Origin of the sequence: Streptomyces sp. NBC_00523 (assembly GCF_036346615.1) — a bacterium.
Taxonomy (GTDB): Bacteria; Actinomycetota; Actinomycetes; order Streptomycetales; family Streptomycetaceae; genus Streptomyces.
Genome location: NZ_CP107836.1, coordinates 935,184 through 951,578, shown reverse-complemented (window position 1 = coordinate 951,578; position 16,395 = coordinate 935,184). Strand labels below are relative to the sequence as shown.

Genomic DNA, 16,395 nt, shown 5'->3' with positions numbered 1-16,395 from the left:
CTCTCCTCCGGTCGCGCGGGCACAGCGGGGCGCCCGCGCACGCTTCCGTAAAAAATGTACAGGACGTACAGAAGGTTATGATGGGAGCATGGCCTACGAGATTCCGGTGACGCAAGCCCGGGCTGAACTCGCCGAACTGATCAACCGCGTCGTCTACGGCGGCGAGCGCGTGGTCGTCACGCGGCACGGCAAGCCGCTCGTCGCCCTCGTATCGGCCGCTGACCTCGAGCGACTCGAGAAGGAGGAGGCGGCGGAGCAGGAGCACGTGATCAGCTCGGTCTCCTCGATCGGCTCCGCCCCGTCCGCTCCCGGCGAAGGGCAGCGCTTCGGCATCGCGGCGGAGCACCGCGGCCACCACGGCCGGGACGACTGACCCCGTACACGGCGAAGCGCCCCCGTCCGGTCGGACGGGGGCGCAGTTCCGGGCGTGGTCAGCCCGCCAGCGCGGGCTCCCGCGCCGAGGCCGGGGCCGTCGTGTCGGCCGCCGTCCTGCGGCGCCCGCCGACGAGCACCGCGCCCAGTCCCAGCACCGCCCACACGCCGAGCGTCAGGGCGGGGACGGCCGCCGCCGCGCCGTCGAAGAACGCCACCGAGCGCAGCGCGGACCCCGCTGCCCCGGGCGGCAGCAGCTGACCGATCACGGCGATCGGGCGGGGGAGCAGTTCGGGTGCGCTGGTCACTCCCGAGAAGGGGTTGCCCAGCAGCACCATGAGCAGGGCGCCGAGCCCGATGCCCGGAGTCCCGAGCAGGGCGGCCAGGCCCGCGACCGGCGCGCCGATGGCGAGCACGGTCAGGGCGATGGTCCCGGCCTCGCTCCACCAGTCGCCGGGGAGGGCGCCGAGCCAGCTGTCCGTCACCGCGGTGGCCAGGAGCCCCACCATGACGGCCACGCCGAGCAGGGCGACCGCGGCCCGCGCCCCCCGCAGCCTCAGCACGGTCACGGCCGCCCCGGCGGCGACCCCCGCGATGGCGAGCGGCAGGATGCTCGAACCGAGGACGGCGCCCCGGGGGTCGGCGGCGGGCGCGGCCACCACGTCGGTGACCGGTACGGCCGTGCCGGCCGGTGCCCCGGCGGTCACCGCCTCGCGCAGCAGCTGGGCGACCACCGTGCTGCCCGCGCTCGCCGTCAGCAGCTCGGGGCCCTTGGCGGTCACGACGACCGCGCCGTAGACGGTCCGGTCCTCGATCGCGTCCCGGGCCGCGGCCTCGGAGTCGTAGCGGTGCACGTCGAAGGCCCCGTCGCGCTCCTCGAACCGCTGCTGGAGCCGGTCGGCGGCCGGTGCGGTACCGGCGATCCCGACCGGCAGGTCGCGCGGTGCGGTCCGGGCGGCGGGCCAGGCGAAGGCCCACAGGGCGAGAGTCACCACCAGCGGAACCAGCAGGACCACCACCACCAGGCGGCGGTTCGGGGTGAGGGACATGGGACGGGCCTCGATTCAGGGAGAACGATCCTTCAAAGAGAAGGATCGTTCGTTTTATAAGACACGGCCACTGTCGCCCCGGCTGTCGGCGGTTGTCAAGAATGAATGTTCGTTTTAGGTTGGCCGCATGGCCCGTGTATCCCAGGCGCACCTCGACGCCCGCCGCAGACAGATCCTGGACGGCGCCGCGCGCTGCTTCGCCCGTGACGGCTTCCACGGCACCTCCATGCAGGACGTGCTGAAGGAGGCCGGTCTCTCGGCGGGGGCGGTCTACCGCTACTTCAGCGGCAAGGAGGACCTGATCGCGGCCATCGCGACCGAGGCCGTGAACGGGGTGCGCAGGGCCTTCGAGGGGGCGGCCCGGGACACCCCCGTCCCCGCCCCGGACGTGCTGATCGGCCGGGTGTCGCGGAGCCTGTTCGCGGACGGCCTCGAATCGGGGCGGGGGCTCGAACCCCGGGCGTACGCGGGGCTGATCATCCAGGTGTGGTCGGAGACCCTGCGCAGCGAGCGGCTGGCGGCCACCCTCGCCGAGGCGTTCGGCGGGCTGCGCGGGGCCTGGACCGAGCTGGTCGGGCTGTACCGGGAGGCGGGGGTGCTCCGGGCGGACGTGCCGGACGAGCACGTCGCCCGGGCCCTCATCGCGACCGCCCAGGGGTTCATCGCCCAGCTCGCCATGTTCGGCGACACCGGCCCGGAGGTCCTGGAGAACGGGCTGCGCGGGCTGATGTCGATGGACGTGGCGCGGACGGGCTGACGCGCCCGCCCGGGCTCACCCCCGCCGGTCGTGCTCCGCCAGCCAGGCGTCCTCCGCCGCGTAGTCGAACAGGCCCGTGCCGTACGACCGGAGCATGGCCGGGTACGCGTCCCGCCAGTCCCGTCCGGCGAGCTGCCCGGCGATCCACTCGACGGTCTCCGGCAGCGACTCGGCGTACCCCGTCACCGGCCGGTAGCCCAGCTCCCGCCCGGCCGCCGACATGTCGTACACGATGGAGTGCGGCGCGCTCCACGGCGTCGAGCCGACGCCCTCCGGAGTCGGGTCGCCCGGCATCAGCACCGTCTCCGTGCTCAGGCCCAGCACCGCGTCCACCGCCTCGCCGATCTCCGCGACCGTCGGCGCCTGCGGATCGGCGGCGTTCAGCACCCGCGACCCGGGCCGGGCGGCGGCCAGCCGGATCAGCTCCGCCACGTTCGCCGAGTGGACCGGGTGGAAGCGCGACGCCCCGCCGTACGCCAGCACGCGCCGGGTGCGGCCGTCCAGCGCCCGCTTGACGAAGTACAGCTCACGCGGTGAGCGGCAGTGCGGGCCGTGCACCGCGCCCGCCCGCAGCAGCGTGGCGGGCAGCGCGTCACCGGCCGCCAGGAGATCGCGCTCCAGCCGGATCTTGCGCGCCGCGTACGTGTCCTCGCCCGGCGCCACGGTGGCCAGCGACTCGGGGATCGGCACCGGATAGCAGGGCGCCCCGCCCGGTTCGGCCTGGGTGTCGAAGCTGTGGCCCTTCTCGTCCTCGTACACCGCGCCGCTGGAGACGACGACCGCCGAGCCGATCCGGTCGGCGAGCCCGGTCAGCTGCGCGGCGTGCTGCCGCCCGTACGCCACCATGTCGACCAGGACGTCGCAGCCCGGTCCGAGCGCCGCCGCGAGTGCGCCCTCCTCGTCGCGGTCCAGGGCGACCGCCCGGACCCCCTCGTCCCACCGCTCGTCACGGCCCCCGCCGCGCGAGGCCGCCGTCACCTCCCAGCCGTCCTGCGACAGCGCGCGCACAGCGGCCCGCCCTATCTGTCCCGTAGCTCCCAGCACCCATGCGTGTCCCTTGCTCATGGCCCGCACGCTAGACCCGGCCCACGCCCCCGACCAGCGCCGTTCACTGTTCGCGAATCCGCTGTCGGCATCGCCGTTTCGGGAACCGGCCCGGCTGCTTCTCCCCGGCCGCCTGCTTGGCCTTCACCGCGTACTCGTCCACGTACTCCTGCTCGGAGAGCCGCAGGATCGCGTACATGATCTCGTCGGTCACCGCCCGGATGGCCGCCTTCTCGTCCTCCAGGCCCGCGTAGCGGGAGAAGTCCAGCGGTTCGCCGAAGCGGATGGTGACGGGCTTGAGGCGGGGGAGGCGCCGGCCGGGCGGCTGGATCTCGAAGGTGCCGACCATCGCGCACGGCACCACCGGCACCCGCGCCCGGATGGCCATGACCGCCACCCCGACCTTGCCCTTGTAGAGCCGTCCGTCGTGCGAGCGGGTGCCCTCCGGATAGATGCCCAGCAGCTCGCCCCGCTCCAGCACCCCGATGCCCTCGCGGATCGCGGCCTGTCCCGCCTCCTTGCCCGACCGGTCCACCGGGATCTGGCCCGCGCTACGGAAGAAGGCGGCCGTCAGCCGGCCCTTCACGCCCGGGCCCGTGAAGTACTCGGCCTTGGCCAGGAAGGTGATCCGCCGCTTGAGGATCGCGGGCATCAGGAAGTGGTCGGAGAACGACAGGTGGTTGCCCGCGACGATCGCGGCGCCGTCGTCCGGAATGTGCTCCGCGCCCTCGATGACCGGCCGGAACAGCAGCCGCAGCACCGGGCCGAGAACGACGTACTTGAGGACGTAGTAGAACACGGTCTCTCCCCGGTCCGAGTCCATCAGCGGGTCGATGATGGAGACGTATACCCCGTGCCCGCCCGGCGACGCCGCGGCCTCACATCTGCGCGCCGAAGTCCTGCGTCCAGACGATGCCGCCGGGGCTGTCCTGGATGCCCACGCCCAGCTCCTTGAACGAGCAGTTCAGTATGTTCGCGCGGTGGCCGGGGCTGTTCATCCAGGAGTTCATCACGTCCGCGGGCGTTCGCTGCCCCTTCGCTATGTTCTCCCCGTACGTGCTCCACCGGTAGCCGGCCGCGGTGATCCGCTCGCCGGGGCCCGAGCCGTCCTGCGAGGTGTGCGAGAAGTAGTCGTGCGCGGCCATGTCCTCGGAGTGCCGCTGTGCGGCGGCCGTCAGCTCGTCGTTGCCGGTCACCGGCGAGCAGCCCTCCTTCGCCCGCTCGGTGTTGACCAGGGCCAGCACCTGTTCCGCGTCCGAGGGCGGGCTCGGCGCGGGCTCGGCCGCGACCGGGCGGGTCGCGGAGGGGGGCTTCGTCGCCGGGGGACGTGTGGTCGCGGGCGCCGTCTTCTTCGGCTTCGCCCGGTCCTTCTTCTTCGTGGCGCTCGGGCTCGGGCTCCCCGCGGAGTGCGAGGGCGAGGCGGACGACGTCGCGGAGGCGGACGCCCCGGCCGAAGCGGTCGCGGTGACGGAGCCGTCGGCCTCGGGGGCCGTCGCGACGGAGACCTCGTCGCCGCCGTCGTCCTCCGTCGACAGATGGACGGCGGCGCCCCCGGCCCCCAGCACGCCCACCGCGAGGACGGACGCCACCACGGCGTTGCGCCGGCGGCGGCGCGCCTGGTTCCGCCGCAGCGCCGCCCGGCCCGGCCGCACGGGCGCGTCCAGGGGTGTGCCGGCCGCGACCTCGGTCAGCCGGGGGGCCCGGCCCGCCCCGGCCACCGCGAGCGGGACCAGCGCGAGGCCCACGAGCAGCCCCTCGGCCGGCACCAGGCCCGAGCCGAAGCCCGAGCAGACCGTGCAGCCGCGCGCGTGCCGTGCGATGCGCTTGCGCCACAGCGGCGAGGGCGCCCCGTCCCAGCCGGTCAGGATGTCGTCCAGCAGGATGCACCGGGGCTGCGCCGCCAGCGCGCCCACCACCACGCGGGCGGTGTCCAGCTGCGCCTTCATCCGCTGCACGCGTACGGCGGTGTGCTCGGGCGACAGGTTCATCGCGGCGGCCACCTCGGCCCGGGTCAGCTGCCCCGCCGCCTCCAGCCACCACAGCGAGAGCAGCGCCCGGTCGTCCTCGTCCACCCACCGGGTCGCCTCGGCGACCTGGCGGCGCTGCCCGGACAGGCCGAGCCGCAGGATCGTCACGTCCACGAAGTCCGCCGCCGGATCGACCCGGTCGTGGCCGGTGGCCAGCGGTTCCACGGGGATCGCGGCGGACTGCCGGTCGCGCCAGTGCCCGCGTATCTCGTTCATCGCGATGGCCACCAGCCAGGAGCGGAAGCTCTCCGGACTCCGCAGGCCGGGCAGAGCGCGCAGCATGCGCAGGACCGTCTCCTGCACGACGTCGTCCACGTCCGCGTGGCCGTTCAGCGCGCGTCCGACGATGTTGTAGAGCAGCGGAAGACAGGACGCGACGAGTTGGTCCTTGGCGTCGGCGTCACCGGCTCGTGCCGCCTTGATCAACGCCCGTTCGCGGTCCTGGCCCATGCTGTGCTCACTCTTCCGGAGTCCTGTTCTGGCTTCACGCACACCTGGGAGATGCGGCCCGGCCGGTGACCATAACAAAAACCCGTCGCTCACTTGTGCGTAAAGATGTCCGGCCCCGTGTGCGCAAAGAAGTCCGGCCCCGCCACACAGGTGGCGGGGCCGGACGGAGTCACCGGGTCATCCGGTCACCGATCAGGGCGCGGTGCCCCAGGAGAGCGCACCGGCCGTGTACACGCCGACCTTCGAAGCGTCGGCGAACGAGGTGCCCGTGCCGTGGCTGTAGTCGTCCGCCTCGTTGAAGTTGGACCAGTCGCTCTTGTTCAGCCGCAGCTGCATCTCACCGGTGGAGGCGCCGGCCGCGAGGCTTCCGCTGCCGAAGGAGACCTCCAGGTAGTGGCTGGCCCCGGCCGCCGAACCGCCCGACTTCACCGCCAGGCTCAGCTTCCCGCAGCCCAGGACCGCGTAGTCGCACGCGGTGCCGAAGGTGGAGGAGCCGGACTCGGGGGTGAACCAGTAGCGCAGCTTCACCGTGGACAGGTCCACCGCCGAGCTGCCGGTGTTCACCAGCTGGAGACCGAACCGGATCTGGTTGTCGGTCGCGGAGTTGTCGTTGTTCTTGTACTGGACCTTCAGCGAGCCCGTTCCGGTGCCGCCTCCGGCGGAGGTGGTGACGGAGAGGGCCGAGGAGGCCGCCGAGACGTTACCGGCCGCGTCCTTCGCCTTCACGGTGTAGCTGTAGGCGGTCGAGGCCGACAGGCCCGAGTCGGTGTACGAGGTGGTGGTGGTCGAACCCACCTTGGTGCCGCCCCGGTACACGTCGTAGCCGGTCACCGCCTTGTTGTCGCTCGACGCGGTCCAGGACAGCGAGACGCTGCTGCTGGTCTTCGCCGAGGACGTCAGACCCGTCGGCGCGGTCGGCGCCTGGGTGTCGTCGTCGCCACCGCCGGGGTTCTCGCCGCTGCCGTCGATCGGCGGGTAGGCGTTGCGGACCAGCTCCTGGAACTGCGCGGAGAACCAGTGACCCGCGACCGGGGAGTTCGGCAGCGCGCCCGTCATGCTGTTGCCGTTGCGCCCGTTGCCCTCATAGGTCGGGTCGCACATCCGGTCCCAGCCCTTGCCCTCGTCGTTCTCCTCGGGCTCGCTGTTTCCGTCCGACTCCCCCGGGGGCTTCGCCCACACATAGGCGTCGATCCCGGGCTCGGGGGCGGCGGTGGGCCGCTCACCGATGCCGGCACCGCTCTGGTTGCACCAGTTGCCGGCGTGGATGCGCCGGTCGACGCGGCCGCCGTTGACGTAGTCGTCCACGCTGGTCAGCGGGCCCGCCGAGGTGGGCCGGTCGTCGCCGCCCCAGCCGTTGCGGGCGGTGTCGATCAGCATGCCGATGTTCGAGTTGAAGCCCTGGCCCACCAGCTGGGTGCGCAGCGCCTGGGCGAACGTCAGCTCATCGGTGTAGTAGTTCCAGTCGATCCACTTGGACTGACGCACCGTGGTGCCGTTCACCGAGTCGGTGATCTTGAAGTTCGGCTCCTTGAGAGCCGAGTAGTTGGCCGTGTTGACGATGAATCCGGAAACATCGTTGACGGTGGCGCCCTCGGAGGTGGCGGCCTTCTTGAACTCCAGTCCGGCCGGGGCCATGTTGCTGTCCCAGCCGAGCCAGCCGTGGTGGGCGGCGTCGATGTAGTTGTAGACGTTGGGGATGGCACCCAGGGTGTGAAGGGCGTAGCCGATGCCCTTCTCGTAGTTGCCGTTCGCCTTCATCGTCGCGCAGTCTTCGGTCGAACCGGCGGTACCGCCCGCGTTGGTGACGATGTTGGGCAGCGAGTCGGGCTCGATGATCGTGACGATGCGCAGGTTCGCGTACGCCGGGTCGGCGAGGATGTCGGCGATCGGGTCGATGTATTCGTCCTTGTACCGGTCGATCTCCGTGGCGCCGAGCTCGCCGTGGGAGGCCAGCGCCGCACAGTCGCGCCCCGGCAGGTCGTAGATGACGACCTGGAACAGGTCCGCACCCTGAGCGAGGGCGGTGTCCAAGTGGTCGCGCAGGCTCCGCTTGCCTTCCGTGCCCTCGATAGCCGCGATGCGGTCCATCCAGACGAAGGCGGGCGTGTTCGCGATGGCCGCGCCGCCCGGCTCGGCCGCCGCCAGGGCGGACCAGTCCGGGTTCACGTATGCCTTGGCGCCCACGTAGGGGTTGTCGACCCGGGCCGCCGCCGCGTCGGCGGTGGTGGGGATCGCCACCGCCAGTGCCGCGCCCATGGCCAGGGCGGAGGCTGCGGCCAGCCTCCGGCGCAGACCTTGCTTGATGGTGCCTCTGGTACTCATTGCGGCTCCGTGCTCCTCTCGTACGCCTGCGGAAACTCCCCGCAGACGGGTTCATGGGGGGTGCTGCCCGATGGCGGGCTCAGCGGGGTGAGTGTGTGACCCGCCATCGGGAGTGGTGGGGTGACCGGCGGTTCAGCCGGTCAGGGGGCGGTGCCCGAGGACAGGGCACCGTTGACGTACACCCCGGTCTTCGAGGTGTCGGTGAAGGCCGTGTTGGCGCCCCGGCTGTAGTCGTCGGACTCGTCGAACGCCGACCAGTCGGACTTGTTGACCCGGAGCTGGATCTCTCCGGTGGAGGCCCCGGGGGCGAGGCTGCCCCCGGTGAAGCCGACCTCCAGGTAGTGGCTTGCACCGGCGGCGGTACCGGCCTGCTTCACCGTGTGGGTCACGTTTCCGCACCCGACGACCGCGTAGTCGCACGCGGTGCCGAAGCCGGCGGCGCCGGACTCGGGGGTGAACCAGTAGCGCAGCTTCACCGTGGACAGGTCCACCGCCGTGCTGCCCGTGTTGACCAGCTGGAGGCCGGGACGGATCTGGTTGTCGGTCGCGGAGGAGTCGTTGTTCTTGTACTGGGCCTTGAGGGCGCCGGTCGTGCCGCCCCCGCCCGGATCGCCGTCGCCGTCGTCGTCGCCGCCGTCCGGACCGGCGCTCGCCTCGAAGGAGAACTCCTTCATGCCGAGCCCCTGACCGCCCTGCCAGATCTCGAACCCCGCCTCGGCGTCGATCAGGTAGTGCGCCGGATCGATCTGGCCCCGGCCGACCCCGTCGTCGATCAGGCTCTTCACGTCGAAGCCGGTCAGCTCGGTCGCGCCGCCCTGGAGGACGTACGAGATCACCTTCCAGCCCGACGCGCCGGGGCCGGTCCACACGTCCCAGGTCCGGCCGTCGAGCTGGACCGTCGCAGTGCGGGAGCCGATGGGCTGGACCCCGCCCCGGTGGTTCATCCAGATCATCAGCTCGGTGCCGTCCGGCTGGTCGTCGGTGACCGGCGCCGAGTTGAACCAGACGTCCATCGAGACGTTGTACGCGCCGGAACCGACCTGGGTGGTCGACCAGTCGGTGCGTACGCTGCCCAGCTCGTCCACGCGCAGCGGCAGCCCGCTGTCCGACGTGCAGGCCCCCCAGTGGCAGCCCTTGTAACTGGAGGGGTACGTCGCCGGGGCGCCGTTCGTCGGCAGGTTGAACGAGGACGTGGTGACGGACCAGGCACCGGTGTCCGGGTCGACGCCGACGCACTGCTCGCTGTCGGAGTTCCACTCGTTCTGCTGGTAGAGGTATTCCCCGCCGCGCAGTTCGGTGGTGCCCCAGGGCGTGCAGTCGGTGACCGGCGACGCCGAGGCCGAGGAGGCGCCGGTCAGCATCGACGCCGCGGCCAGGACCAGGGCGGCGGCCGCCCCGGCCAGCGCCGGCAGCGGTCGGCCTGTCACGGCTCGACCCCCCAGGCGAGGGCGCCGGCGACATAGGCGCCGACCTTCGAGGAGTCCGCGTACGCGGTGTTGGTGGCCCGGCTGTAGTCGTCCGCCTCGTTGAAGTTGGACCAGTCGCTCTTGTTGAGCCGCAGCTGGATCTCACCGGTGGAGGCGCCCGCGGCCAGCGTGCCCGCGCCGCCGGTGAACCCGACCTCCAGGTAGCGGTCGGCACCGGTCTTCGGGCTGGAGACGGCGACCACCGTGTGCGTGATGGTGGACGAGCCGAGCGCCGCGTAGTCGCAGTAGGTGCCGAAGGTGCTCGGGCCGCCGTCCGCGGTGAACCAGTACCGGACCTTCACCGTCGACAGGTCGACGGGCGCGCTGCCCGTGTTCACCACTTGCAGGCCCATCCGGATCTGGTTGTCCGTCGCGGAGGAGTCGGTGCTCTTGTACTGCACCTTCACCGCGCCGGTCCCGGTCGAGCCGCCGGTCTTCGTCTTGGCGAGGACCGCGTCCGACAGCGCCGAGGTGTTGCCGCCCGCGTCCCGCGCCGCCACCGCGTAGGTGTACTCGGTGTTGGCGGCGAGCCCGGAGTCGGTGAACGTCCGCCCCGTCGCGTTGCCCGCCAGCACACCGTTGCGGTACACGTCGTAGCCGGTCACCGCGGTGTTGTCGGTGGACGCGGACCAGGAGAGCGAGACGCTGTCCTTGGTCGTCGCGGTCACCGTGAGGCCGCCCGGCGCGGTCGGCGGCTCGGTGTCGCCGCCCGGCTCACCGCCGCCGCCCTCCACCAGCAGCTCCGCGTAGATCGCGAAGGCCAGGGCGAGCGCGGCCTGCGCCCAGAAGCGGTGGTACGTGAAGACGGGCGCGTCCCCGCCGTCCAGGTACGCCTGCACCTTCGGCCAGTCCGGGTCGTCCTTGTACCAGCTGCGGATGGAGATGAAGGTCGAGCCGGGCCGGACCGGGTCGCCGTTGGGCATGGTGCCCGACCAGCCGGACGGGATGTACACCTCGTCGTCGAACCGGTTGTAGTCCAGCCGGGTCTCCGGCACCGAGATGCCCTTGTCCGTGGTGTTCAGCGCCATCGCGTCCAGCAGGGCCTTGGCGAGCGCCGCCGCGTCCTCGTCGCCCGACTTGGCGGCGTAGTAGGTGAGCGTCTTGACGTACGCGGCGCCCACGCCGACGTCGTTGGCGTAGTCCACCACGGACACGTGCAGACCGGCGTTGTCACCGGGCGAGGCGGCGTTCCAGGTGTCGGGCTCCCCGGTCCAGTTGAGGGTCGAGGGGAAGCGGAAGCTGCCGTCGGAGCCGATGGTCGTCTCGCTCGACGCCCAGGCGACCCACTTCGACAGGACGGCCTCGGCGGTCGCGTTGCCGGTCACGTAGTAGTAGGCGGCGACGCGCTCCATGCCCCACGCCTGGAAGCCGAACCAGTTGTTGCTCGCCGGGTCGTGGTACACCGGCTGCCAGTCGTACGCCATCCCGTAGAAGGTGGGGGTGCCGGCCGGGGGCGCGCTGTAGCTGCCCTCCCAGCTGTTGGTGCAGCCGCCCGCGAGGGCGCCCTCGCTGGACTGGAGCCAGGTGAGGAACTCCAGCTGCCGTGTCAGGCTCTTGGACCAGTCCGACCTGGCCGTCGCCGACTTGGGGGTGAGCGAGGGCACGTTGGACAGCGCCCAGGCGGCCAGCGGGTTCTGGTAGCCCTGGTGGGAGGCGCTGTCACCGATGCGCCAGGCCCAGCCACCGCCGCTGCCCGCGGACCCGCCCCAGGCGTAGTACCACGACAGCAGGTAGTGCTGGGAGTCTCTGCCGGAGGCGGCCGGGCAGGAGTTGGGATCGGTGCAGTCGCCGATACGCTTGAAGTACTTGTCGAACATGGCGTAGCGGAGGTAGTCGCCCATCTTGGCGGCCTTCGCCACCGAGGCCGCGACCTGGCCTTCCTTGCCCTGCTCGGAGGCCCAGCGGTACGCCCAGTAGGCCGCCTGCACCGCGCGGGCGTCGGCGTCCGGCGCGTTGGTGTACTTCCACTGCTTGGCGTAGCTGGAGTCCCCGACGAAAAGGTCGAGATACCCGTTGGGGCCTCCGTACTCGAAAAGATCGGTGGTCGGCTGCGGCACCGTCTCCCACACCGACTCCTGCGCGCCGCGCTGGTAGGTGTTGATGAAGGAGGCCCCGGCCCCCGGCCCGGACTCGCCGCCGGTGCCCGGCTTGTTGCCGTAGCCGTATACGTTGTCCAGGTCCATCAGCCAGTGCATGCCGTAGACGTCCATCGTCCCGTAGGACGAGGCGAGTTCGGCCGACAGCGGGTCGGTGCCCACCGGCACGGAGCCGTTCATCGCGGAGGGGTAGCCGCTGGGCAGCGGGTGCTCGGCCGCGAAGGTCGCGGGTGCGGAAGGGTTGTACGAGTCACTGGTCGGCTGGTCGGCGTGCTGCGGGATGATCGTCTTCTCCGCCACCGCCCAGGCCGCGTTGAACGGCGCCCAGTCACCGGTCACCCTGCCGTACGCCGCCTCCAGCCACATCCAGAAGCTGACGGCCTCCGACGTCGTCTGGTGACCGTGGTCCGGCGCCTCGACCATCAGGGTCTCGACCGAGTGGTACGGGAGACCGTCGGGGCTGAAGTAGCCGTTCGCGGCGTCCTTGAGCTTGCCGTACTGGGTGAGGAACGCCTGCGTGTACGGGTCGTCGCCGGCGGCGGCCGCGCGGGCTCCGTTGCCGGCCTGCGCCGAGGCCGGCCGGGCGATCGCGGTGCCCTGGGCCAGACCGACGGCCAGCATGCTGCCGCCGAGGGCGCTGCTGAACGTTCTACGTGATATCGACACAAATCCTCCAGTGGCGGGTGTCGTCGAGGGGGAGGGGAGGAGGGGAAGCGGTGGGGACGGGGTGCGGCGGAAGTGCGGGAGGGTGTACGGGTGGGGTCGCGTGTGGGTGTACGCGAGGGGAGCGGGGGCCTGAGCGGAGGCCCCGGGATCAGGGCTCGATGCCCCAGACGAGTTCGCCGCCGACGTAGACGGTGACCTTCGAGGCGTCCGCGTACGAGGCGCCGGTGCCGTGGCTGTAGTCGTCCGACTCGTCGAAGTTCGACCAGTCCGTCTTGCTGAGGCGCAGCTGCATCTCGCCGGTCGACGCGCCCGGGGCGAGGGTGCCGCTCGCGAAGCCGACTTCGAGGTAGTGGTCGGCGCCGGCCTTCGGGGTGCTCGCGGCCACCACCCGGTGTGTGATGGTGGAGCAGCCGATCGGGGACCAGTCGCACCAACTGCCGTACGTGGTCGCTCCGTTGTCGCCGGAGAACCAGTAGCGGACGGTCACCGCGGGGAGGCTGACCGGGGCGCTGCCGGTGTTCACGAGTTGGAGACCGGGCTTGATCTGGTTGTCGCCGGCCGAGGTGTCGTTGGCGCGGTACTGGACCTTGAGCGTGCCGGGCGTACCGCCGTCACCCCCGTCGTCCCCGCCGTCCTCGTCGCCCAGGGCGGTGCGGACGGCGGCGTAGGCGGGCTTGGGGGCCAGGTTGTCGTCGTACAGGTTGGCCGCGCCCTCGCCCGGGAAGGTGCTCGGGACCCAGGAGTACTTGTCCGTGTAGTCCCAGACCGTGATGCCGACGCAGCGCTCGACGGTGAGGCAGGCGTCGACCACCTGCGCGTAGTACGAGGACTGGGTGGCGAGCTTGGCGGCGTCCGCCGGTAGTTGCATGCGCACGTCAAGCTCGGTGACGGCGACGTCCAGGCCCAGATCGGCGAACCGCTGCATGTTCGCCTGCATCTGGTACGGGAAGCCGTACTGGATGGCCAGGTGCGCCTGCATCCCGACCCCGTCGAGCGGCACGCCCTCGGAGAGCAGGTCGCTCACCAGGTCGTACATCGCGTCGCTCTTCGCGCCCTTGCCCTCGACGTTGTAGTCGTTGATGTAGAGCTTGGCGTCCGGGTCGGCGGCGTGCGCCGCGCGCAGGGCCTTGGCGATGTAATCCTTGCCCATCGCGTCGTAGAACGGGCTGGTCCGGAAGGTCCCGTCCTCGTTGAACGGCTCGTTCACCACGTCCCAGGCGGCCACCTCGCCGCGGTAGTGGGTGGCCTCCGCGGTGATGTGGTCGGTCATGGCCGTCTCCACCTCGGCGGAGGGCAATGAGCCCACCCAGCCGGGCAGCTGGCTGTGCCAGACCAGGGTGTGGCCGCGCACGGTCTGGCCGTGCTCCTGGGCGAAGTCGGTGATCACATCGCCCTTGGCGAAGTTGTACTGGCCGCGGGTGGGCTCGGTGGTGTCCCACTTCATGGAGTTGCCGGGGGTGATCTGCCCGAACTCGGAGCCCAGTTCCGCAGCGTAGGCCGCGTCGGGGAGCTCGGGGTTGTCGGTGGCGGAGCCGAAGTACCTGCCCTGGGCCGCGGCGAGGTCGTGCAGTGTGTCCTGCGACGCGGCCGACGCCGGCCCGCCCGCCGCCAGGCCGGTGGCCAGGGCGAGTGCGCCGACCACGAGGGCCGGGAGCCCCGGGGAGCGGCGGGGCCTACAACGCTTCACCAAGCTCATGACAAACGCCTTCCTCTGCCGGGTAGCGCGGAACGTCACGGGGGGCGCGGCTGCGCCCCGTAACTCCCTTGCGGCTCACCGGCGTTGGGGGAGAAGGGGAGGGGGTGGAGTGTGCAAGTCTTGATTGTGGGAGCGCTCCCAAGGTGGCGTGGCGACAGGCACCTGTCAAGAGTTAAAGCGCAACTGGCTTACGGTCGTGTGAACGCGGCCACACCTCGAACGGAGCGCTCGCGCAGCGGAGTTGACGACCGGGTAACCGCCGGTGCCCGGGCCCGGGGAGACGCCTCGCCGCGCCGGCGGAGACGTTCGCAATCGCACGCGCGGGGCCGTGGGTGCGGTGGGATGCCTCCCCGCGGTGGTCACTCGGGGTGAGGTGTTCGCCCTGTGCGGTGACGGGCTCCACGGTGCGTCGGCCGACGGAGAACCACCAGGGCAGCGGCGCCTGCGGGAGGTGCGTACCGGCCTCGCGACGACAGCGACCCGTGCGTCGAAACCGACGGGGAGTGACCAGAGGCGCGGCAGCGGCGACCGCCGCCCGGAGCGTTTGCGCCGTTCGCAACGCTGCCGCCGGGCCGGTAGGTGTACGCCGCAACGGCAGGGTGCCCATGGTGGCGCAGGCCCGACTCTGCACCCCGACCGGAACCGGTTGCGGCCGGTCACCGTATGCACCGGTTCACCTTCGCGTAACCCCGCCGGAACCGCCCGCCCGCAGAGCCCGGAACCCCTTATGGGAGCGCTCCACCACCCCACGAGTGCCCTGAGCAGGGTGCGGCCACGGCCGCCGGTACAGTCGTCGCCCATGACGGACGACTGGCGGCACGACCGGATCGGCACCGCGCTCCGGGGCGCGAATCCCACGGTGCTCCGAAGAATGGAGGCGGGGTTCGCGGTGATCGGGGACGTTCAGTTCCTGCCGGGGTACTCGGTGCTGCTGGTGGACGACCCTGCCGTGCAGCGGTTGTCGGAGCTCTCCCGCGCCCGGCGGCAGGCCTTCCTGGGCGGTATGGACGCCCTCGGCGAGGCCGTGGAACGCGCCTGCCGGCGGCTGGACCCCGGCTTCCGGCGCGTCAACCTGGAGATCCTCGGGAACACCGACCCGTTCCTGCACGCGCACGTGTGGCCCCGCTACGACTGGGAGCCGCCCGAACTCGTGGGCAGGCCCGTGTGGCTGTACCCGCCCGAGCGGTGGAGCGACGAGGGCCACGCGCTCGGCCCGCACCACGCCGGTCTGCGCGAGGCGATCGGCGAGGAGCTGGACCGCCTCACGTCTCCCGCGTAGCCGCCATCCCGATCGTGATCAGGCCCAGGATCACCCAGCCGAACCAGAGCCAGCCGTTGCTTCCCAGGGCCACCGTGTAGGCGGTCACCGCCACCAGGGTGCCGGCGGTGAGCATTCCCATCGTCTTCGTGGATCCGGACATGCGCGCACCCTCCTCGTCGGCCGCGCGGCCGTTAAGGCCATCGTCACCCGAAAGGAGGGTCCGCCGCTACTGTCCGCGCGCCTGCAACGAGGCGAGATACGCGTTGTACGCCTGGAGCTCCTGGTCCCCGTCGCGGTCCGCGGCCCGGTCCGAGCGCTTCGCCGTCCGCTGTTCCGAGCGGTACCACTGGAACACCAGGGCCACCAGGACCACCACCGAGGGGATCTCGCTGAACGCCCACGCGATGCCGCCCGCCGCGCTCTGGTCGGACAGCGCGTCGATGCCGAGCGAGGGCGACGGGTTCTTGTACACCTCCACCATCGGCGTGGAGGCCATCATGAGGGCGATCCCGAAGAACGCGTGGAACGGCATCCCGGCGAACAGCTCCAGCATCCGCATCACATAGCCGGGGCGGTGCGGCCCCGGATCGACGCCCATGATCGGCCAGAAGAAGAACAGGCCGACCGCCAGGAAGTGCACCATCATCGCCAGGTGCCCGGCCGTGGAGCCCATCAAGTAGTCGAAGAGCGGCGTGAAGTACAGGCCGTACAGGCTGGCGATGAACAGCGGGATCGTGAACGCCGGATGCGTGACGATCTTCATGTACCGGCTGTGCAGGAGCATCAGCAACAGCTCGCGCGGCCCCTTCGTGCCACGCGGCGCGACCGGCAGCGCGCGCAGCGCGAGCGTCACCGGCGCGCCGAGCAGCAGCAGGATCGGCGACAGCATGCTGATCACCATGTGCTGCACCATGTGCACGCTGAACATGACCATGCCGTAGTCGTTGAGCCGGGTGCACATCACGAGCGCGATCGTCAGCACACCGATCACGAACACGACCGTGCGCCCCACCGGCCACTCGTCCCCGCGCCGCCGCAGCCGCAGCACGCCGTACCCGTACAGCAGCACCGCCAGGACGCAGCCGATCAGGAAGAACGGGTCCGCGGAGAAATGGAGCCCGCGTCCCAGCGTGAACGGCGGCAGGTCCATGTTCATGCCGTGCCCGCTGTGATCCATCTGTTCACTCCC

The 16,395-nt window shown here is 71.4% G+C and carries 12 protein-coding genes and 2 pseudogenes; 3 read left to right on the top strand and 11 right to left on the bottom strand.

Features of this window, described 5'->3' with window-relative positions:
• The first annotated feature begins 88 nt into the window (after positions 1-88).
• Positions 89-373, top strand: coding sequence for a type II toxin-antitoxin system Phd/YefM family antitoxin (locus OHS17_RS04295; RefSeq protein WP_330311121.1), 285 nt, complete (start codon positions 89-91; stop codon positions 371-373).
• Between the two features lie 58 nt (positions 374-431).
• Here the strand turns inward: OHS17_RS04295 and OHS17_RS04290 are convergent, their stop codons facing one another.
• On the bottom strand, positions 432-1,421 hold the full coding sequence (locus OHS17_RS04290) for an ABC transporter permease (protein WP_330311120.1): 990 nt from the start codon (positions 1,419-1,421) through the stop codon (positions 432-434).
• A 127-nt stretch (positions 1,422-1,548) separates the two neighbouring features.
• On the opposite strand from OHS17_RS04290, the gene OHS17_RS04285 reads away from it, so the two are divergent.
• Positions 1,549-2,178, top strand: a complete 630-nt coding sequence (locus tag OHS17_RS04285) for a TetR/AcrR family transcriptional regulator (protein WP_330311119.1) — start codon at positions 1,549-1,551, stop codon at positions 2,176-2,178.
• Between the two features lie 15 nt (positions 2,179-2,193).
• Here the strand turns inward: OHS17_RS04285 and OHS17_RS04280 are convergent, their stop codons facing one another.
• The 8 genes and pseudogenes from OHS17_RS04280 to OHS17_RS04245 form a co-directional block, all read right to left on the bottom strand.
• The gene (locus tag OHS17_RS04280) at positions 2,194-3,243 is read right to left on the bottom strand and encodes an NAD-dependent epimerase/dehydratase family protein (RefSeq protein WP_330311118.1); all 1,050 of its coding nucleotides are present in this window, start codon (positions 3,241-3,243) and stop codon (positions 2,194-2,196) included.
• Positions 3,244-3,286: 43 nt separating this feature from the next.
• Positions 3,287-4,021, bottom strand: a complete 735-nt coding sequence (locus tag OHS17_RS04275; protein WP_330315152.1) for a lysophospholipid acyltransferase family protein — start codon at positions 4,019-4,021, stop codon at positions 3,287-3,289.
• Between the two features lie 79 nt (positions 4,022-4,100).
• On the bottom strand, positions 4,101-5,699 hold the full coding sequence (locus OHS17_RS04270) for a sigma-70 family RNA polymerase sigma factor (protein WP_330311117.1): 1,599 nt from the start codon (positions 5,697-5,699) through the stop codon (positions 4,101-4,103).
• Positions 5,700-5,891: 192 nt separating this feature from the next.
• Positions 5,892-8,021 carry a glycoside hydrolase family 6 protein gene (locus OHS17_RS04265; protein WP_330311116.1) on the bottom strand — a complete coding sequence of 710 codons (2,130 nt, stop codon included), beginning with the start codon at positions 8,019-8,021 and terminating at the stop codon, positions 5,892-5,894.
• A gap of 140 nt (positions 8,022-8,161) precedes the next feature.
• Positions 8,162-8,626 (bottom strand): annotated as a pseudogene (locus tag OHS17_RS04260) (cellulose binding domain-containing protein); the annotation flags it as partial.
• Positions 8,627-8,689: 63 nt separating this feature from the next.
• Positions 8,690-9,382: pseudogene (locus OHS17_RS04255) on the bottom strand (GH12 family glycosyl hydrolase domain-containing protein); the annotation flags it as partial.
• 62 nt (positions 9,383-9,444) lie between these two features.
• Positions 9,445-12,204, bottom strand: coding sequence for a glycoside hydrolase family 48 protein (locus tag OHS17_RS04250; RefSeq protein ID WP_330315151.1), 2,760 nt, complete (start codon positions 12,202-12,204; stop codon positions 9,445-9,447).
• Positions 12,205-12,397: 193 nt separating this feature from the next.
• Positions 12,398-13,945 (bottom strand): endo-1,4-beta-xylanase, encoded by a 1,548-nt coding sequence (locus OHS17_RS04245; protein WP_330311115.1) that lies wholly within the window; start codon positions 13,943-13,945, stop codon positions 12,398-12,400.
• A 799-nt stretch (positions 13,946-14,744) separates the two neighbouring features.
• Between OHS17_RS04245 and OHS17_RS04240 the strand changes: the two genes are divergently transcribed.
• Entirely contained in the window at positions 14,745-15,224 is a 480-nt protein-coding gene (locus OHS17_RS04240) for a diadenosine tetraphosphate hydrolase (RefSeq protein ID WP_330311114.1), read from the top strand.
• Here the strand turns inward: OHS17_RS04240 and OHS17_RS04235 are convergent.
• A complete protein-coding gene (locus OHS17_RS04235; protein ID WP_198957105.1) occupies positions 15,208-15,366 on the bottom strand; it encodes a hypothetical protein in 159 nt (52 codons plus the stop codon). The genes OHS17_RS04240 and OHS17_RS04235 overlap by 17 nt on opposite strands.
• A 66-nt stretch (positions 15,367-15,432) precedes the next feature.
• On the bottom strand, positions 15,433-16,383 hold the full coding sequence (locus OHS17_RS04230) for a cytochrome c oxidase assembly protein (RefSeq protein ID WP_018105232.1): 951 nt from the start codon (positions 16,381-16,383) through the stop codon (positions 15,433-15,435).
• Positions 16,384-16,395 lie beyond the last annotated feature (12 nt).